This is a genomic window from Frankia torreyi (genome assembly GCF_000948395.1).
In the GTDB taxonomy this organism is placed as follows: Bacteria; Actinomycetota; Actinomycetes; order Frankiales; family Frankiaceae; genus Frankia; species Frankia torreyi.
In genome coordinates, this window is the sequence record NZ_JYFN01000006.1 from 101278 (window position 1) to 125356 (window position 24079).

At 73.2% G+C, this 24079-nt stretch carries 21 protein-coding genes, 1 tRNA gene and 1 pseudogene; 8 read left to right on the forward strand and 15 right to left on the reverse strand.

Features of this window, described 5'->3' with window-relative positions:
- Positions 1–39 precede the first annotated feature (39 nt).
- Positions 40–1611 carry a TldD/PmbA family protein gene (locus FF36_RS05775; RefSeq protein ID WP_044883928.1) on the forward strand — a complete coding sequence of 524 codons (1572 nt, stop codon included), beginning with the start codon at positions 40–42 and terminating at the stop codon, positions 1609–1611.
- Positions 1608–3140: a metallopeptidase TldD-related protein gene (locus FF36_RS05780; RefSeq protein WP_082121700.1), complete on the forward strand. Its 1533-nt coding sequence runs from the start codon at positions 1608–1610 to the stop codon at positions 3138–3140. Before FF36_RS05775 ends, FF36_RS05780 begins: the two co-directional genes overlap by 4 nt.
- A 30-nt stretch (positions 3141–3170) precedes the next feature.
- On the opposite strand, the gene FF36_RS05785 is transcribed toward FF36_RS05780, so the two are convergent.
- From FF36_RS05785 to FF36_RS37200, 4 genes are all read right to left on the reverse strand, one after another.
- The gene (locus FF36_RS05785) at positions 3171–3737 is read right to left on the reverse strand and encodes a bacterial proteasome activator family protein (RefSeq protein ID WP_044883929.1); all 567 of its coding nucleotides are present in this window, start codon (positions 3735–3737) and stop codon (positions 3171–3173) included.
- 119 nt (positions 3738–3856) lie between these two features.
- Positions 3857–4840, reverse strand: a complete 984-nt coding sequence (locus tag FF36_RS05790) for an NAD(P)H-quinone oxidoreductase (RefSeq protein ID WP_199865331.1) — start codon at positions 4838–4840, stop codon at positions 3857–3859.
- Positions 4841–4940: 100 nt separating this feature from the next.
- A complete protein-coding gene (locus FF36_RS05795; protein ID WP_044883931.1) occupies positions 4941–5588 on the reverse strand; it encodes a nitroreductase family protein in 648 nt (215 codons plus the stop codon).
- A gap of 40 nt (positions 5589–5628) precedes the next feature.
- Positions 5629–5961 carry a hypothetical protein gene (locus FF36_RS37200; RefSeq protein WP_242418397.1) on the reverse strand — a complete coding sequence of 111 codons (333 nt, stop codon included), beginning with the start codon at positions 5959–5961 and terminating at the stop codon, positions 5629–5631.
- 519 nt (positions 5962–6480) lie between these two features.
- On the opposite strand from FF36_RS37200, the gene FF36_RS05805 reads away from it, so the two are divergent.
- The 3 genes from FF36_RS05805 (at position 6481) to FF36_RS05820 (ending at position 10835) form a co-directional block, all read left to right on the forward strand.
- Entirely contained in the window at positions 6481–7725 is a 1245-nt protein-coding gene (locus FF36_RS05805; RefSeq protein ID WP_242422322.1) for a SigE family RNA polymerase sigma factor, read from the forward strand.
- Positions 7726–9375 carry a hypothetical protein gene (locus tag FF36_RS05810; protein ID WP_044883933.1) on the forward strand — a complete coding sequence of 550 codons (1650 nt, stop codon included), beginning with the start codon at positions 7726–7728 and terminating at the stop codon, positions 9373–9375.
- Between the two features lie 1040 nt (positions 9376–10415).
- On the forward strand, positions 10416–10835 hold the full coding sequence (locus tag FF36_RS05820; protein ID WP_044883934.1) for a DUF3817 domain-containing protein: 420 nt from the start codon (positions 10416–10418) through the stop codon (positions 10833–10835).
- A 63-nt stretch (positions 10836–10898) separates the two neighbouring features.
- Here the strand turns inward: FF36_RS05820 and FF36_RS05825 are convergent, their stop codons facing one another.
- Positions 10899–11504, reverse strand: a complete 606-nt coding sequence (locus FF36_RS05825) for a hypothetical protein (protein ID WP_044883935.1) — start codon at positions 11502–11504, stop codon at positions 10899–10901.
- Between the two features lie 328 nt (positions 11505–11832).
- Entirely contained in the window at positions 11833–12201 is a 369-nt protein-coding gene (locus FF36_RS40665) for an FDXHR family putative zinc-binding protein (RefSeq protein ID WP_422615072.1), read from the reverse strand.
- A 267-nt stretch (positions 12202–12468) separates the two neighbouring features.
- On the opposite strand from FF36_RS40665, the gene FF36_RS05835 reads away from it, so the two are divergent.
- Positions 12469–13353: a helix-turn-helix domain-containing protein gene (locus tag FF36_RS05835; RefSeq protein WP_082121703.1), complete on the forward strand. Its 885-nt coding sequence runs from the start codon at positions 12469–12471 to the stop codon at positions 13351–13353.
- Positions 13354–13464: 111 nt separating this feature from the next.
- On the opposite strand, the gene FF36_RS05840 is transcribed toward FF36_RS05835, so the two are convergent.
- The 3 genes from FF36_RS05840 to FF36_RS05850 form a co-directional block, all read right to left on the reverse strand.
- Positions 13465–13839: a nuclear transport factor 2 family protein gene (locus FF36_RS05840; protein ID WP_199865333.1), complete on the reverse strand. Its 375-nt coding sequence runs from the start codon at positions 13837–13839 to the stop codon at positions 13465–13467.
- A 382-nt stretch (positions 13840–14221) separates the two neighbouring features.
- Positions 14222–14310 (reverse strand) — tRNA-Ser (locus FF36_RS05845).
- Positions 14311–14395: 85 nt separating this feature from the next.
- Positions 14396–14896, reverse strand: coding sequence for a MarR family winged helix-turn-helix transcriptional regulator (locus tag FF36_RS05850; RefSeq protein WP_242422324.1), 501 nt, complete (start codon positions 14894–14896; stop codon positions 14396–14398).
- Positions 14897–15131: 235 nt separating this feature from the next.
- Between FF36_RS05850 and FF36_RS05855 the strand changes: the two genes are divergently transcribed.
- Both FF36_RS05855 and FF36_RS37205 read left to right on the forward strand, forming a co-directional pair.
- Positions 15132–16634: an MFS transporter gene (locus tag FF36_RS05855; RefSeq protein ID WP_044884020.1), complete on the forward strand. Its 1503-nt coding sequence runs from the start codon at positions 15132–15134 to the stop codon at positions 16632–16634.
- A 72-nt stretch (positions 16635–16706) separates the two neighbouring features.
- Complete coding sequence (locus tag FF36_RS37205; RefSeq protein ID WP_242418398.1) at positions 16707–17261, forward strand: hypothetical protein; 555 nt, start codon at positions 16707–16709, stop codon at positions 17259–17261.
- Between the two features lie 713 nt (positions 17262–17974).
- Here the strand turns inward: FF36_RS37205 and FF36_RS40335 are convergent.
- The 6 genes and pseudogenes from FF36_RS40335 to FF36_RS05890 form a co-directional block, all read right to left on the reverse strand.
- Positions 17975–19831, reverse strand: a pseudogene (locus FF36_RS40335) (FUSC family protein); the annotation flags it as partial.
- Positions 19832–20050: 219 nt separating this feature from the next.
- Positions 20051–20812 carry an ABC transporter permease gene (locus tag FF36_RS05870; protein ID WP_044883939.1) on the reverse strand — a complete coding sequence of 254 codons (762 nt, stop codon included), beginning with the start codon at positions 20810–20812 and terminating at the stop codon, positions 20051–20053.
- Positions 20809–21849, reverse strand: a complete 1041-nt coding sequence (locus tag FF36_RS05875) for an ABC transporter ATP-binding protein (protein ID WP_044883940.1) — start codon at positions 21847–21849, stop codon at positions 20809–20811. The genes FF36_RS05870 and FF36_RS05875 overlap by 4 nt, the downstream gene beginning before the upstream one ends.
- 323 nt (positions 21850–22172) lie before the next feature.
- Positions 22173–22877 (reverse strand): GAF and ANTAR domain-containing protein, encoded by a 705-nt coding sequence (locus FF36_RS05880; RefSeq protein ID WP_044883941.1) that lies wholly within the window; start codon positions 22875–22877, stop codon positions 22173–22175.
- Positions 22878–22954: 77 nt separating this feature from the next.
- Positions 22955–23350 (reverse strand): STAS domain-containing protein, encoded by a 396-nt coding sequence (locus tag FF36_RS05885; RefSeq protein ID WP_044883942.1) that lies wholly within the window; start codon positions 23348–23350, stop codon positions 22955–22957.
- A gap of 231 nt (positions 23351–23581) precedes the next feature.
- The gene (locus tag FF36_RS05890; RefSeq protein ID WP_044883943.1) at positions 23582–24019 is read right to left on the reverse strand and encodes a hypothetical protein; all 438 of its coding nucleotides are present in this window, start codon (positions 24017–24019) and stop codon (positions 23582–23584) included.
- Positions 24020–24079: the final 60 nt, after the last annotated feature.

Below are 24079 nucleotides of genomic sequence, written 5' to 3' on the forward strand. Positions count from 1 at the left end.
GGCGCCCCATCGGTCGCCCGCGCGGGCCAGGATAGGGACATGGCGACACCCGTCCATCAGGACCCGGCCGCATCCGGCCTGCCGGCGCACGAGATCGACGCGGAGTTCCTCGCGCTGCCGCGTTCCACGCTCGCGGACGCGGCCCTGCAGACCGCACGCGATCTCGGCGCCACCCATGCCGACATCCGCATCGAACGGCTGCGGGACTCCTCACTGTCCTTCCGCGACGCCGCTCTGGAAAGCCGGCACGAGGGCGCCACCCTGGGCCTCGCGGTGCGGGTCGTGCACGCCGGAACCTGGGGTTTCGCGGCCGGCGTCGACCTCACCCCGGACGAGGCGGTCCGGCTGGCCCACGAGGCCGTCGAGATGGCGCGGGTGGCGGCCCCGCTGAACTCCGAGCCCGTCGAGCTCGCCCCGGAACCGGCGCACTCCGACGCGGTCTGGGTGTCGGCATACGCCGCCGACCCCTTCGCCATCGACGCGCGGGAGCGGATCGAGCGGGTCGGGGGGCTGTGTCGCACCCTGTTCGCCGCGAACGACGTCGACCACGTCGAGGGCCGGTTCGGCGCCGTGATGGAGAACAAGTACTACGCGGATCTGACCGGCACATCGACGACCCAGCAGCGGGTGCGGGTGCTCTGCCAGATCGAGGCGACGCGCGTCGACCCGGGCGGCGGGTTCGAGACCATGCGCACCATCGCCCCGCCCGTCGGCCGGGGCTGGGAGTGGATGGTGGCGGGACCCGCGGCGGGCTGCTGGGACTGGGATGGCGAGATCGCCCTCATCCCCGGGCTGCTGGCGGAGAAGGCCAAGGCGTCCTCGGTCGAACCCGGCCCGTACGACCTGGTGATCGACCCGTCGAACCTGTGGCTGACGATCCACGAGTCCGTCGGCCACGCCACCGAGCTCGACCGGGCGCTGGGCTACGAGGCGGCCTACGCCGGCACGTCGTTCGCCACCCTGGACCAGCTCGGCGCCCTGCGCTACGGCTCACCGGCGATGACGATCACCGGGGACCGCACGGCCCTGCACGGGCTGGCCACCATCGGCTACGACGACGAGGGCGTGCAGACCCGCCGGTTCGACATCGTGCGCGACGGCACCCTCGTCGGCTACCAGCTCGACCGGGCGATGGCGGCCCGCAACGCGAGCGTGCTCGGGGTGGAACGCTCCAACGGCTGCGCCTTCGCCGACTCCCCCGGCCACGTGCCGATCCAGCGGATGGCGAACGTGTCCCTGCTGCCCGCGCCCGGCGGCCCCTCGACCGAGGAACTGATCGGCCGGGTCGACCGTGGGATCTACATCGTCGGCGACAAGAGCTGGTCGATCGACATGCAGCGGTACAACTTCCAGTTCACCGGGCAGCGGTTCTACGAGATCCGTTCCGGGCGCATCGTCGGCCAGCTCCGCGACGTCGCCTACCAGGCGACGACGACGGACTTCTGGGGTTCGCTGGAGGCCGTGGGCGGCCCGCAGACGTACCTGCTCGGCGGCGCGTTCAACTGCGGCAAGGGGCAGCCCGGCCAGGTCGCGGCGGTCAGCCACGGCAGCCCGGCCGCACTGTTCCGCGGCGTCAACGTCCTCAACACGCGGCGGGAGGCCGGCCGATGAGCCAGGTGACCGGAGCGGACACCCCCCGGGCCGCACAGGCCGGACGGGCCGACCGGGCGGGCGCGGTGCCCGCGGCGGCCCACGAGATCGTCGAACGCGCCCTCGCGCTGTCCCGCGCGGACGGCTGCGTGGTGATCGCCACCGAGTCCAGCTCGGTGAACCTGCGCTGGGCCACCAACACCCTGACCACGAACGGGGCGAGCCGAGACCGGTCGATCACCGTCGTCAGCGTCGTCGGCCGCTCGTTCGGGGTGCGCACCGCCTCCACGATCGACACCCCGGCCGGCGGCGGGCGGGGCGCACGGCCTGGGGACCTGCCGCATCCCACCGACGCCGACGGCCTCGCCGAGCTCGTCCGCGCCGCCGAGGACGCCGCCCGCGAGGCGGCGGACGCCGAGGACTACGCCGACCTGCTCGGGCCCGCCACCGCCGGGCTGACCGGGGGCGCCGGGCCGGTCGCGGGCGGCGGCGCCTTCACCGACCCGGCGGCCCGCACCGGCACGGGGGTGTTCGCCGCCTTCGCCCGAGACCTCGCCGAGGCGTTCGGAGCCGCGCGGGCGCAGGGCCGGCGGCTGTTCGGCTTCGCCCAGCACGACGTGACCACCACCTGGCTGGGCACGTCCACCGGCCTGCGGCTGCGCCACAGCCAACCGACAGGCAGCGTCGAGTGGAACGCCAAGAGCGGCGTGCCAGGCGGCTCGGTGTGGCACGGGCAGTCCACCCACGACTTCAGCGACGTGGACGTGGCCGCGACGGACGCGGCGCTGCGCTCCCGGCTGGCCTGGTGCGAGCGGTCGGTGGAGCTGCCCGCGGGTCGCTACGAGACGCTGCTGCCCCCCTCCGCGGTCGCCGACCTGATGATCGACCTGTACTGGTCGGCCGCCGGCCGGGACGCCGCCGAGGGCCGCACGGTGTTCAGCCGGCCGGGCGGCGCAACCCGGATCGGCGAGGCGATCGGGCCAGCGGGGCTGCGGCTGTTCAGCGACCCCGCGGACCCGGAGCTGGCGACGACCCCGTTCGTCACCGCCGCGTCGTCGTCATCGATGTCGAGCGTGTTCGACAACGGGCTGGCGCTCGGAGCGACCGACTGGATCCGCGACGGCGCGCTCTCCGCGCTCGTGCAGACCCGCGCCTCGGCCCGCGCCACGCAGAGCCCGGTCACTCCGATCATCGACAACCTGGTTCTGGACGCGGGGGGCTCCGCGTCGCTCGAGGAGATGATCGCCTCGACTCGGCGCGGCCTGTTGCTGACCAGTCTGTGGTATATCCGCGAGGTCGATCCGGAGGTCCTGCTGCTGACCGGGCTGACCCGTGACGGCGTCTACCTCGTCGAGAACGGCGAGGTCACCGGGGCGGTGAACAACTTCCGGTTCAACGAGTCGCCCGTGGACCTGCTGGGCCGCACGGCGCAGATCGGCGCGGCCACCCGCACCATGGCCCGCGAGTGGGCGGACTGGTTCACGCTCACCCGGATGCCACCGATGCGGGTGCCGGACTTCAACATGAGCTCGGTCAGCCCGGCGAACTGACCGCCGGACCGCCCGCGGGCGCGGGCGCCATCACAGGTAGGCGCCGCGCCCGAACGTCTCACCGCCGGGCTGCTGTTGCTGCTGCCCGCTCGGCAGCGCCCGGCGGCGCATCTCGTCGAGCTGAGCCCGGGCCGCCATCTGCTGGGCGAACAGCGCCGTCTGCAGGCCATGGAACAGGCCCTCCAGCCAGCCGACGAGCTGCGCCTGAGCGATCCTGAGCTCGCCGTCCGACGGGGTGTGGCCCTCGTCGAAGGGCAGCGACAGCCGCTCCAGCTCGGCCCGCAACTCCGGGGCCAGCCCGTCGGAGAGCTCGCGGATCGAGCTGCGATGGATCTCCCGCAGCCGGACGCGACTGGCGTCGTCCAGCGGCGCGGCGCGCACCTCCTCCAACAACTGTTTGATCATCGTGCCGATGCGCATCACCTTGTCGGGCTGGGAGACCAGCTCGGCCACGGGGTTGTCGCCGGCCGGCTCCGCCTCCTGCCCGTCGGCCGAGGTCACCGACCTGGCCGGCCGGCCGAGCACCGTCTGCGGGCCGTCGTGCAGGGCCCCGTCGGGCCCGACAATCACGACGCGGGGTTCCGGTTGATCCGTCATGACCCCTATCCTGCCCCGTTCGGGCGCGCCACACGGCGCCGATGCGACGTCGGCCGCCCGGCCGTGACCCGGCCGTGACCCGGCCGCGGGCAGCGACAACCGGCCGCGGTCCGCCACCGTCAGCGCGGAATGGTGAGGATCACCTTGCCGACATGTCCAAGATCGGCCACATGCCGATGCGCCGCCACCACTTCGGTGATCGGGAGCACCCGGTCGATCACCGGTCTGATCGCGCCGCGTTCGATCGCCGGCCAGAACTCGGCGCGGACCCCGGCGATGATCTCGGCCTTCTCCGCCGCCGGCCGGGCACGCAGCGACGCGGCATGCACCGCCGCCCGCTTGGTGAGCAGAGCCCCGAGATTGAGCTCGCCCTTCACCCCGCCCTGCAGGCCGATGACGACCAGCCGCCCGCCGACGGCGAGCAGCGACACGTTGCGCGGCAGGTAGGCCGCGCCCATGTTGTCGAGGATGACATCCGCCCCGTGGCCCTCGGTGGCCTTGCGGATCACCTCGACGAAGTCGGAGTCCCGGTAGGACACGGCCACGTCCGCGCCGAGCTCCCGGACCCGGGCCAGCTTCGCCGCGGAGCCGGCGGTGGTGGCGATGACCGCCTCCGGCCGCAGCGCGCGGACCGCCTGGATCGCAAACGTGCCGATCCCCGACGCGCCACCGTGCACGCAGAAGACCTCACGGTCGCGCAGGTCGGCGATGCCGAACACGGTCGAGTAGACGGTGGCCGCGACCTCGGGCAGGCCGGCGGCCTCGACGAGGTCGACACCCGCCGGGATCGGCAGGAGCTGGCCGGCCGGCACGTTCACCCTGCTCGCGTACCCGCCGCCGCCGAGCAGGGCACACACCTCGGCGCCGATCTCGAACCCGGACACCTCGGGCCCGACCGCGGCCACCCGGCCGGAGCACTCCATCCCGATGATCTCGGACTCACCGGGCGGCGGCGGGTAGAAACCCTGCCGTTGCAGCAGGTCCGCCCGGTTGACGGCGGTCGCGACCACGTCGAGGGTCACCTCGCCCGGCCCGGGGTCGGGCGGGTCGGCCACGCTGGACCAGGACATGACTTCGGGCCCGCCAGGGGCCGACACCGTCACCGCATGCACCCCCCACACGCTACGACGCCGCCGGCGGCCGGGAGTTCGCGGACCCGGGAGTCCGCGGACCCCGCAACGGCGACGTGGGCGCCGAGGGCGGCTACCAGCGGTCGTGGTGCAGGACGCTCGCCAGCGGCTCCCGTGCCGCGGGCCGGAAATCCGTGCCGACGGTGTAGGCGACGGGCAGCAGCACGCCCTGGCTCACGTCCGGCGGGATGCCGAGCAGCTTCGCCACCTCGTCGGCGTAGCGCAGGTGCAGCGTCGTCCAGGCGCTGCCGAGACCGCGGGACCGCAGGGCGAGCATGAAGCTCCACGCGGCCGGCAGCAGCGACCCCCAGAAGCCCGCCTGCAGCTCCCCCGGGATCTGCCTCGCGTCCCCCTCCAGGCAGCCGATGACGTGCACGGGAACCCGGTGCAGGTTCTCGGCGAGGTACCGGGCGGAGTCGCTGACCCGCTGCTGGACGGCGAGCCGCTCGCCCTCGAGCGAGTCCTGGACCGGCCCGGCGCCGGCGTCGAGATAGGCGATCGCGGCGCGCTGGTAGTACTCGGCGATGCCGGCGCGCAGCTCCGGGTCGGTCACCACGATCCAGTGCCAGCCCTGCCGGTTGGAACCGCTGGGCGCCTGCAGGGCGATCCGCAGGCACTCCTCGATGACCTCCGGTTCGACCGGGCGGTCGAGATCGAGCCGCCTGCGCACGCTGCGGGTCGTCGTCAGCACCTCGTCGGGGGTGAGGTCGAGCAGGGTCACGATGAGCTCCTTCGTGGCCGCATCCCGCGCGGGTCCCGGATCAGACCGGTTCGGGCTCGGGTTCGGGTGAGTCCGGCGCCGGCTCGGTGTACGGCGAGGGTTCGTGCGGCGCCGGCGGCAGATCCGGCGTATCGGGCAGCAGCGGGCCCGGGTCGTCCGGAATCGGGGCGTCCGGGTCGAGCGGCGGGGGCGAGTCCGGACGGTGCGGACGGACCCCGGCGGACACCACCCTCGGGCACGCCGGCGTGGTCCACATCGCCCTGGTCCACGGGGCGGTCCCCGTCGGGATGGTCCTCGTCAGAACGGTCCCCGGCGGGATGGTCGACGGCGGGATGGTCCCCGGCGGGATGGTCGAGGTGAGCTGGCTGGACATAGGACCCGCCGTACCCGGTGGTCGGAGCCGCGGAAACATCGTCCCAGCATCGCACGGCCACCGGCCCGCCTATCCGAAGCCTCGCGACCCGTCCCGAACAGGAAGGTCAACCCCGCCAGATCTCCACACGGTCAACAAAAACATCGTATGAACAACGGACGCAATCCCATGACACGCCCGACCAAACAACAAAAACAGCCGACCCACAATGGGCCTTCATTCGGGTGGCGCGTGGGCGCCGAGAAGGTTCGCCGACGGGCCTATCCGACCCCCAACCCAGATGGCGCGTGGGTCACAGCGGAGACGGCGGTCCACACGAGGTGCGGCGCCCGTATCGCCGTATTAACGGTACAGGAACTGATCAGCACTCAAGTGCCACGACAGACAGCAGATCCAGTCGCTACCGTCATATGCGCATCACCCTGAACTCTTGGTTCTCTGCAACCAGTCACAGATGACCACAGCATCGACTGTCTGGCCGGCACCGGGGACGCGCCGGCCAGGACGGGCCCGGGGAGCGTGCCAGTGGAAGCGGTCGCGGCCGACGACGAGCACGAACATCCCCACAGACAGGCGGAGTTCCACGCGTTCTTCGAGAGCCATCATCGCGCGCTGAGCCGCTTCGCGTATCTGTTGACCGGCGACCATGACGCGGCCGACGACCTCACCGCGGAAGCGCTCACCGCAGCCTGGTCGAGCTGGGATCGGGTCCGTTCGGCCGAGCTCCCGCTGGCCTACGTCCGGCGCATCGTCGCCAACCTGGCGGCGGACCGGGTTCGCAAGGTCGTGCGCGAGCGGCGCGGGCTGGCCGTGCTCGGGCAGCGCGCCGAGCGATCCGCCCCGGTGCCGGACGTGCCGGCGGTGGTCGATCTGCGCACCGCCCTGATGAGCCTGCCATCGGGCAAGCGGGCCTGCGTCGTGCTCCGCTACGCCTTCGACCTGTCGGAAGGGGAGACGGCCCGGACACTGGGCATCTCCGTCGGGACGGTGAAAAGCCAGACGGCCAAGGGAGTCGCCGAGCTCGAGCGAATCCTTAAGAGAGCCGAACCGCCGCCGACCGCGACGACCCAGGAGGAGGTGACCCCCCGCATGGCGCCCGAGCACCCCGAAACGCCCCAGGGCGGCACGTCCCGGCCGGGCACGTCCCGGATGAACGGTGCGCGCTCCGGCTCGGGCGACTCCCCCGGGGGGCGCGGCGCCGGCCAGTCCGACGAACCCGCCGGGCCCGACCGGTCCGCCTTCGCGCCGCCGCGCGGGACCGAGCCGACACCGGGGACCGGCCTGACACGGGGGACCGGCCTGACAGCAGCGCCCGACCTGGCACCAGGGGCCGGACCGACTCCTGGATCCGGTCGGCACCCCCACGGCGAGCCGTTCCCGGAGACGGGACGGCTGCCCGGTCCGGTGCCTCTGGCCCGGCGCGAACCACTGCGGCGCGAACCCGTCCCCTGGCGCGGATCCGCCTCCGGGCGCCAACCACTGTCCCGGCACGAACGCGTTCCCGGTCCCGAACGCGTTCCCGGTCCCGAACGCGTTCCCGGTCCCGAACGCGTTCCCGGTCCCGAACGCCTTTCCCCGACCGAACGCATGCCGCAGGCCGAACGCATGCCCCCGACCGAACACGTGGCCCGACTCGACGAACCGGGCTGGCTCGAGCGACCTCGCGGGGCGGGTTCACCGACCTGGCCCGAGTCGCTGCCCTGGTCGCGACTGGCCTGGCCGGAACGACTGGCCTGGCCGGTGTGGCGGGTCGGCGAGGCGTAGATGACATCGAGCACGTCGGGGTTCCAGGAGCCCGACCATGAACCACCAGCCGGGCCGGGCCGGATGAGCGGCGCCGGCACGCCGTTCCACGAGGAGCTGCGCGGCATGCTGGGCACCGAGATGGCCCGGCACCAGCCCGACTCCGACCGGATCCGGCGCCGGCTCGCGGCAGCCGTCGGGCAGCCGCTGGGCGGGCCGTCCCTTCCCCCGCTGCGTCAGCCGGGGTCCGTCTCCCCCTTCACCGCCCGGGCGGCCGCCAGCGCCCAGGACCGCCCGGACGCCGCCGCGGGGTCGACGACGGATCCCCACGCAGGCCCGCAGGGCGCCACGCCGATCGTCGTCGGTACGGGCTTCCCCACCTACGACGAAGCCGCTCCCTACGGCGAAGCCGCCGCCTACGGTGAAGCCGCCGCCTCCGGTGAAGCCCGCGCGGAATCCGGGCTGTACGCCGAGGCCGAGCCGTACACGGACGCCGAGATGGCCGCACCGGACGGCCTCGGCACGCTGATCGACCTGACCGGTCCGCTCGACCTCGGCGAGCCCGCCGAGGAGACGGACCGCCTCGGCACGACGTCGCCCCTGCGGCTGGAGGCCCTCCACGGCACGCCGCGCAGGCGCCCGTCCGCGGTGCTGCCGCGGCGGGGCCGTCGCCCGCGACGCACCCGGCCCGGAAGCGGTGCGCCGGGGCGGGCGGCCCGGCGCCGCACCCAGGCGCTCGTCGGCGCGGCCGTCACCGTGCTGAGCCTGGCCCTGATCGCGCTGGTCGCCCTGCTTGACCTGCCGGGCTCCGATTCGTCCAACCCCCCGACCACCACTGTGACCGCGCAACCCCACCCGACGGAGACACCGTGGGCGACCGCGGGCGCCACGCGGGCACCGTCCCGCCCGCCCGCCGCGCATTCCCCCTCGCCCCCGGACCCCTCGGCCGGCGTCCCGCAGGGACAGGCCAGTCCGGCGGGCAGCACGGCGGCCGTGGGAGCGGCCGAGCCGGCGGGCGCCGCGAGGCCGTCGAGCGGGGCGTCCACGCAGCCGTTGACGAGGGGCACCAGACCCGATCCGGCCGCACCGGCCGAGGCCGGCACCGGCGCGGCCGGCACCGGCCAGGCACCCACCACCGGCCTGGCACCGTCCGCCACCGGCATCTACACCAGCTCCGTCGCGCCGTTCCCGGCCGGATCGCGCGTCCAGATCCCCGGCGGCGAGGCCGCGGACTGGGCACTGTTCGGCGAGGGATGGGGCGGAGTGCAGAACCGGGCGGCGCTGCCGGTCCCGCTGCTCAGCGCGAGCGTGGTGGGCGTCCCGACGACATCGCCATCGGGCTTCGACTGGAGCGGCGGGATGCCGACGGCCAGCGGCACCGACGACACCGACCGGCTGGCGGTCCAGGGCACGGCCGTGCTGTCGACCTTCGTCGTGCAGGCCCGCACCCTGGATCTCTACCTCGGGTCGTCGTCGGGACGGGTCGAGATCACCGTGTCCTCGCTGCGGGACAGGCGGACCTTCACCGTCACGCTGCCGTCGACGTTGGCCGACGGTTCGGCGGACGCCCGGGTGAGCGTGTCGCTGCCGGCGAACATCGGGGCCGCCACCGTGTCGATCTCCAGCGGAAGCTCCGACGGCTGGACGCTCGCGGCCGCCGTGCTGCGGTGACGAAGCGGTGACGAAGCGGTGCCTGTGCGATCCGGGGCGACGCCGTCGCAACAACGTGTCTAGCCCTTTCGGGTCATCCGGCGGGGATCGCGAAAAACTTTAAAAATCTTGCCCTCCGCGGCAACCAAACGACACCTCCCGGACGACTGACCATGTGAACGCCACACCGGCCCCCGCGCCAGGAGGTCCGGTCGGCGTTTCGGCCCGTTCGTCCGGCTAACCCCCCCCAGCCGACCGAACGGGCCGTCGAGCGGTACCGGGGCTGGCCGGTCAGGCCAAGGCCGGCCAGCCCCCTCACCACCGCCACGTTCGCCCGCTCCGGGCATCCAGCACGCCAGGCATCCAGCACGCCAGGCATCCAGCGCCCCGGGCACTCAGCACTCCGGGCATCCAGCCACCGTCGCGGCCGCCGCGCCCCAGGGCCCGGCCGGGCTCCGACACCCGGCCCGGCAAGCGCNCCCGTCNCCCCGCCGTTCGCCCGACCGAGTCATCGACGGTGTGAGCCTGGTCGCTGGCACCTGGCCCGCGACCTACGCGGATCGGACTCGGAGAGGTAGCGTCGACAGCGTGCGCCGGCTGTTGTTTGCACCCTCGTGGATCGCGCGTCATCTCCTCGCGCTCGCTATGGTCGCGCTGTTCATCCGCATGGGGATATGGCAGCTCACCAAGGGCGAGTCGGCGCAGGGCTCGTTGCAGAACCTCTTCTACGGAGTCGAGTGGCCGATCTTCGCCGCCTTCGTCGTGTACTGGTGGTACAAGATGATCAAGGAAGAGCTGGCGCCCCAGGACGAGAGCGGTCCCCAGTGGGGCGCGGGCGGGCGGATCGCACCCGAGGCGCCCTGGCGGCCGGAGCTGGACGGTCCCCGGATGTTGACCGCCGCGTCGGACTCGCCCGAGGAGGACGACGAGGTCGACGCCTACAACCGCTACCTCACCTCGCTGTACGAGCGCGACGTGCTGCGCGAGGCCCTGAAGCAGATCGACCCGAAACAGATCGACTCGAAGCAGATCAACGCGAAACAGATCAACGGAGCCCGCTGATGACCCCCGCCCCCTCCCGCACCGCCGGGGGACGTTCCGCCACGCCGGCGGTCCGAGCCGCCCTGCTGCGGTACCGCGTGATCGCCTACGTCGTCGGCGTCGGCCTGATCCTGCTGGTCTGCGTCGGCGTGCCGTTGAAGTACGCCGGCGGCAACGACACCGTCGTCGCGGCGATCGGCCCGATCCACGGCGTGTTGTACATGGTGTACCTCGCCTGCGCGTACGACCTGGCAAGCCGTTGCCGGCTGCCGCTGCGGCAGACGATCCTGGTCATGCTCGCGGGCACGATCCCGTTCCTGTCGTTCGTCGCCGAGCGCCGGGTCAGCGCCCTGATCCGCCGCAAGCACCTCGCGGCACCGGCCGGCACCAGGCCCGCCCGCCCCGCCGCCGGCGAGACGGCTGAGGCCCCCGCCCGCTGACCAGACCGCCCTCCGCTCGGCCGGGCCGGAGCGGCCTGCGGCGTTCCAGCCGGCCGGTGACCGTCACGGGCGGCCGGCCGGGGCCAGCCCCGCAGCCTCCGCACCGGTGCGCTGGCGAACCGCGGCGAGCGCGGGGCGGTGTCGCCCGGCGGCCACGGTAACCGTGACGACCTCGCCCGACCCGAGCCGCCGCAGCCGGGCCGGGCGGGACGGCCCGCCACCGCCGACGGACAGCACCTGTTCGGTCTCGGTGCCGAAGGCGAACAACCGTCCGTCCGACCAGGTGACCAGCTCGGTACGGGCGCCCGACGGCCGGGCGAGGACCAGGCGGGCCCGCGCCGGTTCCCAGACGACGGCGACCGTGCCCGCGGAGCTCAGCAGGGCCCACCGACCGCCGCTGCGGTAGGCGGCGGCCGACGCCCGCGCCGAGCGGCGGGCGCCCGTGGCCCGCGGCGAGGGGTCGGCGATCACCACGAGCCCGGCGTCGTCGACGGCGATCGGCGGAGTCTGGTCCGCGTCCGGATCCGCCGCGCTCACCGCCCCGAATGCCCCGTCGGTGTGCACCCCGCGCGCTGCCGGCAGCCCGGCGGCGGAGGAGGCCAGCATCGTGGTGAGCACCGCCCGCCGCACGTCGGCCCCGTCCAACCGGACCAGCCCGCAGACCGTCATCGGCTCCTCCGTCCTCCCGCCCCGCCCGACCGCCCCGCCCGACCGCGCCGCCTGGACCGCGCCGCCTGGACCGCCCCCTTCGGGGCACACGGCACGCACGCGACCGCGGCGGCCGGCCGCCCTGGCGGGCTCGCGCGCCACGACCGGGCGCACGCGACGCCGCAGGCGGCCACGGGTGCTCCCGCGCCGGAACGTAGCAGTTTCGTGACCGCGCCACCGGCCCGTTGACCGCAATCGCAGGCGGAGTCGGGAAACAGGCGGCCGACGGAGTTTCGGCCGACGGGCGGAAAACTCCGGACCCGTCCGACGCCCGGGCCAATGGCGCCGGTCAGGCGGCTCCGACGCCGGACTGCTCGGGTTCCCGCTTCATCCGCCGGGCGGCGATGACCGGATGGGCCGGGCATTCGACCAGGTGGTCGTCGAAGCCCTGCACGCTCGGCCAGGACTGATGGCATGAACCGCAATGGGTCGTGGCCGGATCGGTCCACCGCGTGTCGCAGCCGGCACAACTGGCCGTAACCGCGATATGCGCGCCGGCCTCGGGCTGCCGGCGACGGGGCACCTGGATCGGCAGCGTCGGTTGCCGGCCGGGCTGATCCGGATCGGAGTGAAGGGTCACGGAAATCGCGCGGGGACGCCGGGGCGAGGAGACGGCGGCCGGGATCGCGCGAGGGGATGTCGACCGACGGGGAGGCACCCGGCCATCCTGTCGCAGACCTGCACAAGCGTCACGCAACCGGCCGTCGAGTCTTCAGGGTGTTTGTCCAGTGCCAACGCTCCGGAGACGGTCAGGTCGGGGCGATCCCACCTACTCCGGGCATCTCGCGCAACCTTTCGGGCCACTCAGGGCAGGCGCCCGTGGCGGACATCATCGAACGCGAAAATCACAATGCGGAGACACTTGGTCATGGCGTGGCGAACGACAGCACGACCGGCCCCGGCCAGACTGGCTACGGTTGCACGCATGAGGACCCCCTCGGCGGGACCTGGCCCGGCCGACCCGGCGCCCGGGGGTGCCCGGATGGGCGTGGGCGCGCTGCTGCGGCAGTGGCGAGAACGACGCCAAGTCAGTCAACTCGAACTAGCACTTCGGGCGGATAGCTCCACCCGGCACATCAGTTTCGTGGAGACCGGCCGGGCCACGCCGAGCCGGGCGATGGTCCTGCGACTCGCCGAACATCTCGACGTCCCGGTGCGGGACCGCAACACGCTGCTGATCGCCGCCGGCTATGCTCCGGCCTACCCGGAGACGCCGCTGCACGACCCGGCGATGACGGCCGTGCGCGCCGGGTTGGAGCAGTTGCTCACCGCCTATGAGCCGAACCCGACGCTGGTGCTCGACGGGCACTATGACGTTGCACTGACCAACCGCGCGGCGCTGGCTCTGCTCGCCGGCGTACCGGCGGACCTGCTGCGCCCACCACTGAACGCGATGCGCCTCACCCTGCATCCGCGGGGGCTCGCGCCGCGGATCGTGAATCTGGCGGAATGGCGGTCACACCTGCTGGAGAGAATGCGACGGAACATGATTCTGCGTGGTTCGTCGGCACTGCGCGCGCTCCACGACGAGGTGTCCGCCTATCCCGTTCCCGACCGCCCGGCCTTTGAAGATCCGGGCACGGACACAGGCACCGGACCGGCGAATCCCGCGGCGGCCGACGGGGCGCCTCCGGCGCTCGCGCTACCGATGCGGATCGTCGTCGAGGGTCATCTGCTCACGCTCATCTCCACGATGACGACGTTCAACACCCCGCTGGACGTGACCGTCTCCGAGCTGGCGGTCGAGACGTTCCTGCCCGCCGACCCGGAGACGGCCAAAGCCCTTGTGGCCCTCACCGAGGGGCGGTGAACCGGCCGGCATGCATACCCGGCGGGCATGAATACCCGGCCGGGCCGCCCGACGGGCCGTCTCCCCCGCTCGCTATGCCGCCCGCCTGCGCTTGTCCCGCGCGGCCGTGGGCTATCCCACCCCGGCGGGCACGCGGTCCAGGAAGCCGCTGACGGCGCGGATCCGCCCGTCCTCGGCGAGGGTGAGCACGTCGAACCCGGCGACGGGCGCCGAGCCGTCGGCCGGCGACACCAGCTCCCACCCGAACCGCACGACGTCGTGGTGGCCGTCGGCCGTCCCGACCGGGCGGAAGGTGAAGCCCGGGAACTGCCGGTGCACCCCGGCGATCAGCTCGGCGATCCGGTCGCGGCCGACGACCTCGGCCGTGGGGTCGGTGTAGCCGCCGTCGGGCGTCCACGCCGCGCTGACCGCCGCCGCGATCCGGTCCGGCTCGGTCGCGTTCCACGCGGCGAAGTAACGTTCGACGGCCTCGGTATGCACGGTCACAGCACTCATCTCCCTGCGTTCGTCCCGGCGGGTTCGCGCCCTCCGGCGTCGGCCGTTTCCGACCGGACCAGAGTCGCCGCCGGCTGCGGCCCCGTCGATTACCGGCGGGGTAATGCAGCGAGGGAACGCCAGGAGCTGACGTCAGGAGCTGACTGCGGGCATGGACGTTGGCTCGCCCGGCGCCGCTGCACGCCGAGCACTCGGTCCCCGGGCCCGTCCGCGCCGACGCTTCATGCTCGAGACACAGGTGCGGCACAGCCGGCCGGATTTGGCCGAAGTCAGTCGGAGTCAGTCGGAGTCAGCTGGAGCGGTGGTAGATCATGCCGGCACGGCCGATACCGGCTCTGGCCTGCGGAATCCAGCACGGAATTCGCGTGGTGAGCGGAGGGCGTGGGATTCGAACCCACGATGAGGATCACTCCCCATAGCGGTTTTCAAGACCGCCGCCATCGGCCTCTAGGCGAGCCCTCCCACCTGGCGTTACGCCAGACAAGCGAGTTCATCCTACAAGATCCGATCATCGCCCGGTCGCCGCCGCGACGCGACGGGCGGGCGGCTACCGGTCCGAGACGCGGGTGGGACGGGGCCAGGGATAGCCGTTCTCGCGCTCGCAGGTGATGTTGAAGCGGCCGAGCAGGTCGGCAAGGCATCGCCGGTCCTCGGCGGACCAGTCTCCGAGGACCTGGCCCAGCCCTCGCAGGACCACGTCGCGGTCGGCATGCAGGCGCGCCAGCCCCTGCGGCGTGACCGCCAGCTTGCGGGCCATCCCACCGTCGGGATCGGGGATACGCTCGACCAGGTCGGCGTGAAGCATCGCCGCGGCCTGCCGGTTGACGGTGGAGACGTCGAGGGCGAAGGCGTCGGCGAGCTGCCCGATGGTCATCGGCCCCTCCGCCTCGATCCGGCTCAGCAGTAAGTACGCCGAGCGGTCGAGGGTTCGGCCGTGTTGCTTGTGGCTGGACGTGGGCAGGATGTGATGGCGGGCGAGCAGCAACAGCTCTCGCTCGATCTCCTGCAGGTCCTCGAGCACGCTCGCCTCCGCCGCGCATCCGGGCACCTATGCCCTCGTCTGACCGTGACCTTTATCCCAGACTATGCGCAGCACCGGCGTCTGTGCACGGCACACATAGCATGTACGGTGCACATCAACGATCGTCCGTGGCAACCGAAACGATCTCGCAAACTCTCCTTGCAAGCGACATGGTCGTGCCGCACCCGCGGTCACTCGCGGTCCGCGCGCAGACGGTCACCTTCCGTCGGTGTTCCTCGCCGTCATCCACCCGGAGGCTCCCATGGCACAGGCGTCCGCCGACCCGACCAGTCGGCAGGAGGGCGCGCCCGCGCCCGGGCTGATGATCGGGGCCCTGGCCACAGCCGGGGTCGTGGTCTCGGTCATGCACACCCTCGTGGTGCCGCTCATCTCGGACCTTCCCGAGCTGCTGCACTCCTCCGCCTCGAACACGGCCTGGGTGGTGACCGCGACCCTGCTCGGCGCCGCGGTCTCGACGCCGATCGTGGGCCGCCTCGGCGACATGTACGGCAAGAAGCGGATGATGATGGTCAGCCTCGTGGTGCTGATCATCGGCTCGGTCGTCTGCGCGCTGAGCACCGCTCTGCTACCGATGGTCGCCGGGCGCGCGCTGCAGGGTCTGGCCACGGGTCTGATCCCGCTGGGGATCAGCGTGATGCGCGACGAGCTCCCGCCCGAGAAGCTCGGCTCGGCGCTCGGGCTGATGAGCTCCTCGCTGGGCATCGGCGGCGCCCTCGGCGTCCCGCTGTCGGCGATCATCGCCCAGCAGGTGAACTGGCACGTGCTGTTCTGGGGGGCTGCCGGGCTCGCCGTGCTGGTGCTGCTGGTCATCTGGAAGGTGATCCCCGAGTCGCCGGTGGGCGACAAGACCCACGGCCGCTTCGACTTCGTCGGCGCCCTCGGGATGTCCGCCGGCGTGCTGTGCCTGCTGCTCGTCATCTCCAAGGGCAGCGACTGGGGCTGGACCAAGAGCACCACGCTGGGGCTCGGCGTCGCCGCCGTCGTGATCCTGCTCGCCTGGGGCTTCTGGGAGCTGCGCACCCCGAGCCCGCTGGTCGACCTGCGGATCAGCGCCCGCCGTCAGGTCCTGATGACCAACCTGACCTCGGTCATCATCGGATTCGCGATGTACGGCATGTCCCTGATCATCCCGCAGCTCCTGCAGGCCCCCAAGGGCACGGGTTACGGATTCGGCCAGTCGATGATCGTCGCGGGACTGTGCTTCGCGCCGTTCGGCCTCGTGATGATGCTGGCCTCCCCGGTCACCGCCCGGCTGTCCGCGGCCTTCGGATCCAAGGTCACCCTGATGCTGGGCGCGCTGACCATCTCGATCGGCTACGGGCTGGGCCTGGTGCTCATGAACGAGGTCTGGGAGATCATCTTCCTGGCCTGCATCATCGGCCTCGGGGTCGCTCTGGCCTACGCGTCGATGCCCGCCCTGATCATGGCCGCGGTGCCGCCGACCGAGACCGCCGCCGCCAATGGCCTGAACACCCTGATGCGCTCGCTCGGCACCTCGTCCTCCGCCGCGGTGGTCGGCGTGGTCCTCGCGCACATGACCACGACCTTCAACGGCGCCACGCTGCCGTCCGAGGGCGGCTTCCGGCTCGCGTTCGTCCTCGGCGCGGGGTCCGCCCTGCTCGCGCTGCTGCTGGCCACCTTCATCCCCGGCCGGCGGGCGAGCGCCGCGGTCACCGTCCCCGCCCAGCGGGAGATCAAGACCACGGTCACCGACGCGGAGACGGTGGACGCGGTCCAGGCCTGAGCCGCATCCCGATCCGCCGGACGCGCGGGCGCCCACGGTGTGGGTGCCCGCGCGTCCGGGCATCCCGCCAGGGTGAGCAGACACCCCCGCCAGGACGCCGATCGCGCCCACAGCCAGCCGGGCGCCCGCGGCGCGAGCCGTGCCGCGGGCCGGGGCGGTGATCCCGGACCCGCGGACGGCCACCGCGGCCACCTGGATGGACAGCGCGGCGAGCGGTTGGACCGCACCCGGCCGGACCTCGACGACGCCACCGCCGAGGCGGTCGGCCGCCTCAGCGAGGCGCTGGAATGGGTGGAACGCGCCCGCGGTGCGCTGTATGAGTTCCACCAGCTCTCCGGGCGGGCGGACCGCACCCTGACGGAGGCGATCACCGGGCTGGAGGACGCCGGACACGCCCGGATCGCCGGGTTCGTGCGCAGCGAGCTGTACGGGCGCAACGTGCTCGACGGACGCTGGACCTTCCAGATCGTCGAGGAGTACGACGAGCTGTACTACCGCCCCTTCGCCGACGTGGACGAGGAGGTCCGGCGGCGGCTCACCGACGGGATGCGCCACGTCCACGAGGCCCGGATGAAGTCGCGGGAGCGCGCCCGGGCCGGCCGCGATCTGTGGGGCCCCGGCGCCTGAGCGGCGTCACCCCCGCCGGTGGCCAGGATGCGGACCGCCCCGGCAAGCCGACCCCGCAGGTCCTGAAGCACGGCGAGATGCTCCGCGCGCTCGACGATGTCGAGTGCGGCCACCACCCCCGCCCGGTCTCCCGTGGCGAGCGCCGCCCGGACCCGGACGAGAGCACAGCCCCGCACCGCGTCGACCGGGGGCGTCGAGGAGACCGGCGCGGGTGGCGGCGGCTCGGCCCGATCGGCCAGGGCGTCGGCCAGGCGCAGATGCCATCGCCGCAGCTCGTCAACGCTCGCGAGGAGCCGCGGACGGCAGCGGAGCAGCCCCGCCCAGGCGCCGGCCCGGCCCGCGGCCGGCGAGCCGGCTCCGACGATCTCGGCCCGCAGCGGGTGGGGGCCGGTCAGCCGCAGGGCCTGCGCGGTGCGCCGGATCCGCAGGGCACCCGCGGAGACCAGCATGAGCGCGTCGACGTCGAGCGGGCCGGCGGGCCGCTCGGACAGATATTGGCGGATCGCGTCGTCCAGCAGCCGGCCGGCGCGGACGGCCGTGCGCGCCATCCGGGCGATCTCCCGCGCGCTGCCCGGCTCCGGCGCGGCACAGGGCGGCTCCACCGCGACCCGGACGAGGAACTCGCAGGCGGCCCGGTACGCGGTGGCGGCCCGCTCGCGCACCAGCCGGGCCGCGGCCCCCGTCGGCCACAGCAACGCACCGACGACGACGCTGATCGCAAAGCCGAGGACCACGTCCTCGATGCGAACGAGACCGACCCGCCAGCCGGCCGGCTCGACGATGTTGAACAGCAGCACGACGGCGACGGTGAACCCGGCCTGGCCGGCGGCAAACGCGTTCGCCTTCCGGGCGTACCCGGCGATCAGGACCGCGACCGGCAGCAGCGCCCACAGGACCGGCCTCGCCGTGCCCGCCGCGACGACGGCGACCCCGCCGACGGCGATCCCCGCCACCGTGCCGACCAACGCGCGCGCGACGGTGATCCCGGTCGCCAGCGCGTTCGACCGCAGCACCGACAGGGTGCCGAGCACCACCCAGAACCCGTGCTGCAACCCCGTCGTGCGGGTCACCGCCACGGCGAGCGTGAGGCCGGCGGCGCCGCGCACGCTGTTGCGGAACCAGATCGCCCGGACGTCGGCGTACCCGGCGGCGAGCTCGCGGGTCAGGCGCAGGCGGGCCCGGACCCGCTGCCATCGCCCCGCGCCCGACATCGGCCGCCACAGCCGACGCTCCCCCGTCGCCACCAGTGTGTGCGCCGCGAGCTGCCGGGTGCCGAGAGCCAACTGGCGCAGCCGGAACGCCTCGGCCGCCGCGGCATCCGGTCCGGTCGGGCCGGTCGGGCCGGTCGGGTCTGTCGGACCGGTCGGGTCGGTCGGACCGATGGGCTGCCCGGCGGTCCGGCTGACCGCGTCGAGCAGCGCCTGTCCGATCCCCCGAGCGGCCCGGTCGAGTCGCTCCACCCCAAGCCCGCCGCCGCGGCGCCCGTCCCCGGCCGCGCGTCCCGCCCGCGCCGCGTGGCCCGCCCGCGCCGGGCGGGACGTCCCGTCGCGAGGGGCGAACCGGTCGAGCCGGTCGGCGACGCCGTGCAGGGTGTCGACGGCGGCCGCCAGGAGTTCGGCGGCCGGCTCGGGAAAGCAGTGCCGGCGCATCCGATCCCCGGCGGGGACGGCGAGCGCGAAGGGGACGACCCAGTTCAGATCGGCGATGGCGTGGCCGAGAGCGGCCGCGGAGCCGCCCGCCCCGGTCGGGCGGTACGACGTTGCGGCGAAGCGCCGGCGGACCTCCGCCACCGCAGAGCGCACCACGGCGCCCATCACCTCGGGCCCCCCGGACGCCTCCGACCCCCCGGACGCCTTCGACGCCCCGGACGCCTCGGACCCCCCGGACGCCTTCGACGCCCCGGACGCGGGCGCCTCCGACGTCTCCGACCCCGCGGCCGTGACGCCGGCAGGGCGGACGGCGACGCAGTCGGCCAGGGCCCGACAGGCTGCAGCCAGGGCCCGGCGGACCTCATCCGGCGGCCGGGCCGGCCACAGCACCACCAGCGAGAGCAGGGCGGCGACTGCGCCCAGACCCCAGCCGGCGAGCCGCTCCGGCACGGCGGACAGACCCGCCGGACTCGTCACCGGCAGCACGAAGGACAGCAGCAGGGCCGGCGCCGCGACCGCCAGGTACACGTTGATCACCCCGGCGAACAGGGCAACGAAGGCCACCACCGCCATCCCCCCACACGCCGCCCACGATGAACGGGAACACAGCGTGCCCAGGGTGATCAATGGCAGCCCGGCCACGGCCAGCCCGGCGTAGGCGGCGAGGCGCACCCGAGCCGGACCGCCGAAGTCGACGAAGACGAGCAGGGCGAAGACCGCGAACCAGGCGAACAGGCTCAGCAGGATCCGGTCGAACAGGTAGTAGCCGGTGGCCAGCACGGCGGGTGCAACGACGGCGGCCCGCAGCGCGCTGCGCAGCAGAAACGGATCGATACCGGCGAGGACGACCCGGCGCCGGCCGAGCCGCGACGGCCCGACACCTCCGAACCGCCCGAAACGCGCGCGGGGCCCGGCCAGCATCGGACCGCCGGCCGGTCCGATGCGGCCCGGCGGCCCGACACGCCCGGGCGCAGGCGCGATCCCGNCCCCCNCCCCCNCCCGTGAGCAACAGCACCCGCCAGCAGCGTCACTCAATGCAAGCGAGTACAGACGTGAGGTAGTGAAGCTACCGCTCGACGCGCGCCGGTGTCTCCTCTGCCGGCGGCTCCACGGGCCGGCGGCCCGTCGAACCGCTCGGCGTCAGGCGTCCCGGCGCTTGGCCAGGACCAGGCCGATCACGAACAGGCCCACGCACACCGCGGCGTAGTACACCAGCGAACCCCAGGGCCCGAACGGCATCCCCTCGATCGCGGGCGGGCCGTCATCGGTCTCGGGCTGGCCGGCGACGATGAAGTTGTTGCCGACGGTGTACGGCAGCCAGTGCTGGATGTGGTCGCCGATCCGGGGGATCGCCGGTAGCAGGTTCTCCAGCAGGAGCAGGTAGACGAGTTCGATGACGACGGCGCCGGCGGACTGCCGGACGATCAGGCCGACGGCGAGGGCCAGCACGGCGGACAGCAGATAGATCAGCCCGACGCCGAACACGTTGCGGTACTCCTGCGCCGTGTCGATTCCCAGTGGCGCGTCCGGCTGGATCAGCTTGGCGATGCCCCAGGAGCCGACCGCGGTGATCTCCCCGACGATCCCCGCCAGCAGAGCGACGACCACGGCCTTGGCGACCAGCGCCGGGGTGCGGGTGGGGACGGCGAGGAAGGTCGACCGGATCGTGCTGAACCGGTACTCGGTGGTGACCGCGAGCGTGGCCATCACCATCATCACCACAAGCCCGAAGCTGAAGGCGAACTGGGTGACGCTCGGAGTGAAGGTGGGCAGGTCGGCGGGCTTGGTGGTGGCCGCGAAGATGGAGGTCAGCCCCACCGTGAGGGCGGTCGCCAGGATCATGCACCACCACGGCGAGCGGGTGGAGAACAGCTTGATGCGTTCGACGGTGAGCAGAGTCATCGCGCGTCGCCTCCCCGCGTCGCGTCCACGGCCTCGGTCCGCCGCGGCAGCGGCCCGGTGGGCTGTGCCGGGGCGGCGGGTGTCCCGGCGGCCGGCGAGCCGTTCGGGGTCCCCGCGAGCGCACCGGCGTGGTACTCGACCTCGCCCCCGGTGAGCTGGATGAACGCCTGCTCCAGCGAGCCACGCTGGGCGGCCAGCTCGTGCAGCACCAGGCCGACCCGCCCGGCCAGTTCGCCGACCTGTTCGGTGCTGCTGTTCGACACGAGCAGCGCCGCCGGTCCGTCATCGCCGGCGGGCACGTCGCGGACCGCCAGCCCCTGGCCGATGAGCACCCCGTGCAGCCGATCCATCTCGGGGCCGCGGACCCGGACCGTCGACTCGGACGCCATGTCGATGAAGGCCCGGGTGCTGGTCTGCGCGATAAGCCGCCCGCGCCCGATGACGATAAGTTCCTGGGCGGTCAGCGCCATCTCGGAGAGCAGGTGGCTGGAGACGAAGACCGTCCGGCCCTCGTCTGCGAGCCGATGCATGAACCGACGGATCCAGAGGATCCCTTCCGGGTCCAGGCCGTTGACGGGCTCGTCGAACAGCAGCACGCCCGGATCGCCGAGCAGCGCGGTCGCGATACCGAGCCGCTGCGCCATGCCGAGCGAGAAGCCGCCGGCGCGCTTGCCCGCCACGCCGGTCAGCCCGACGATCTCCAGCACCTCGTCGACCCGCTTCGCCGGGATCCGGTTGGACGCGGCCATCCATCGCAGGTGAGAACGCGCGGACCGGTTGGGGTGCACCCATTTCGCCTCGAGTAGCGCGCCCACCTGGCGCAGCGGCTGCTTCAGCTCGCTGTACCGCCTGCCGTCGATGCGGACCGTGCCCGCGCTCGGGTTGTCGAGCCCCAGGATCATGCGCATCGTGGTGGACTTCCCGGCGCCGTTGGGCCCCAGGAATCCGGTCACCTTGCCGGGCTGCACCGTGAAGGACAGGTCGTTGACGGCGACCGTGCGTCCATACCGCTTGGTGAGCCCTTGTGCCTCGATCATTCGCCCCCTTTCGTCGGAGGTCGTCCCAGGTACGGGTCGTTCCAGGTACGGGTCGTTGCGGGTGCGGGTCGTTGCGGGTGCGGGGATGGGCGGCCCCGCGAAACGCCGACCACGCCGACGCGCCGGCAACCCGGGCACGCCCGGTGGGCATCATCGTCGTGGAGCCGCCGCGGTCAGGCCAGGCGTCGCCGCCGGCCAACCGTGTCGTCCTGCCGACAGTGAACAGCGCGGCGGGGGCGACGACCATCGGGCCAGCACCCGTATCCGACCGGGGGCGCGCCGGTCCGGGGACGAGCCGGTCCGGCGACGAGCCGGTCGGGCTGTCAGAGCACCCGTCGCCGGGCGAGGATCTCCCCGGCCAACTCGGAGACCCGCCGGCGCTCGTTGCGTGCGGTCCGCCGCAGGGTCTCGAAGGCCGAGATCGGATCCGTTCTCATCGTCGCCATGAGATATCCGACGGCGCGCTCGATGGGAACCCGGTATTCCAGGGCGTACTGAAGCTGCCGGGCGAGTTTGTCATTGCGATCGGCGATGAGCCCGGCGAGCAGCAGGTTCTCGAGAACCGCACCGAAATGAACCATCGCGTCGCGTTCGCTGTCGGTCCAGACGCGCGGGGAGTCGGCGGCGACGTTGAGGGTGCCGATCGGGCCGCCGCCGAGGCGCACCGGGACGCCGAGGACCGCGCGGATCCCGCCGTCCAGCAGGGCGGGGGTGACCCGCGGCCACCGGGTGTCCGTGGCCAGATCCTCGGACGCGACGATCTCGTCGATGATGAAGGACTCGACGCAGGGGCCCTCGCCGAACTCCTCCTGGACGCGTTCGAGCAGCGCCCCGCTGCTGTCGGAGGCGGCGATGCTGCGCAGGGCCCGGTCCGCGTCGACCACCAGGACGCCCGCACCCGTCAGGTCGAAGATCTCGGTGACCGCGTGCACGACCTCGCCGACCAATCTGCCGAGCTCGACCTGGCTCGGCGCGAGGTGGTGCAGCCGGGCCAGACTGGCGTCCAGCAGCAGCTTGTCGATCTCCATCGTGGTTCCCCCGTACCTCCAGCGTGACCCCGACCGCGGCAACCGGGCCGCCCCATCCTGCCGGATCATCCTGGGGGTTATCCCGCAGTTGCCGTAGACGCGGCGGTGGTCGACCTGGAGCTGGTCACTGCTTGCCATGCAGCATCTACCGTACGGAATCGTGGCACGCCCTGGGGCGTGAGGACGGTCGCCATCCGGTCGACGATCGGAGAGCATCCGGCGAGCGCGACCCGCACCCCCCGCTCCCGGCCCGCCCGCCAGAGCAGATGCAGCACCGTGAACCCGCGGACGTCGACGAACGCACCCGTCAGGTCGACGACGAGCGCGCTCGTGCATTCGTCCAGGCACGACCACAGCAGCGCCCGGGCCATCGGCTCGACGGCGGCGTCGAGGTCGCCCTGGAACGCGACCGTGAGACCGCCCGGACGGTGCCGCACCGCGGCGACGAGCCGACCCGGCCCGTCGATGCTCACCCGGGCCTCGCCGGCCGGCGAGGCCCGGCGAGCGGGCTGCCCGCGCTCCGGCCGAACTTCCAACCCCGGGCGGGTCGGCCGCACAGCGGGCTCGGCCCCGTGCTCCGGCTCCGCTGCGGCCCCGACTATCACGGCTTCGAACGCGACGGACCCGGGCACCAAGGGCCGGGCGGCGGCGCGGCCAGTCGGATCCGGAGACCTCACTGCGCACCCCCCGGGGTGCGGTGCCGCTCAGCCATCGCCCGCCTCGCCGCGAGACCCGTCCGTGCCCGGCTCGCCGGCGCGTTGGTGTGCCGCACTCGGCGCGCCGCCGCGTTCGTCCGCCGCGTCCGCCGCGTCGGGATCCGGGCGGTGCGACGAGCGACGGCGGCGCACCCCGACATCGACCTGGCGGCGGACGGTCCCGTCGATTGCGGCTGACCGCTCGGCCGCAATCGACGAGTTGATCATCCCGAGCAGGCGCTTCTGCTCATCGGTGGGGATCCCGGACATCAGGCTGGCGACCAGCTCAGACCCGGTGTCCACCGCGACCGCCGCCGAGGCGTCGTCCGCGGCCGCGGACGACGCCGGCTCGCCCTCGCGGGCGGCAGGAACAGCGGCGACGTCGCCGTGCTCAGATACGCGCTGATCAGCGTCCGGAGACGGGGCGCCTGGAGCGTCTGCGGGCATGCGTCACTCTCCGTGACTCGGCCGCAGACACAGGGCAGGCGAATTGGTCGGTTGTCGAGA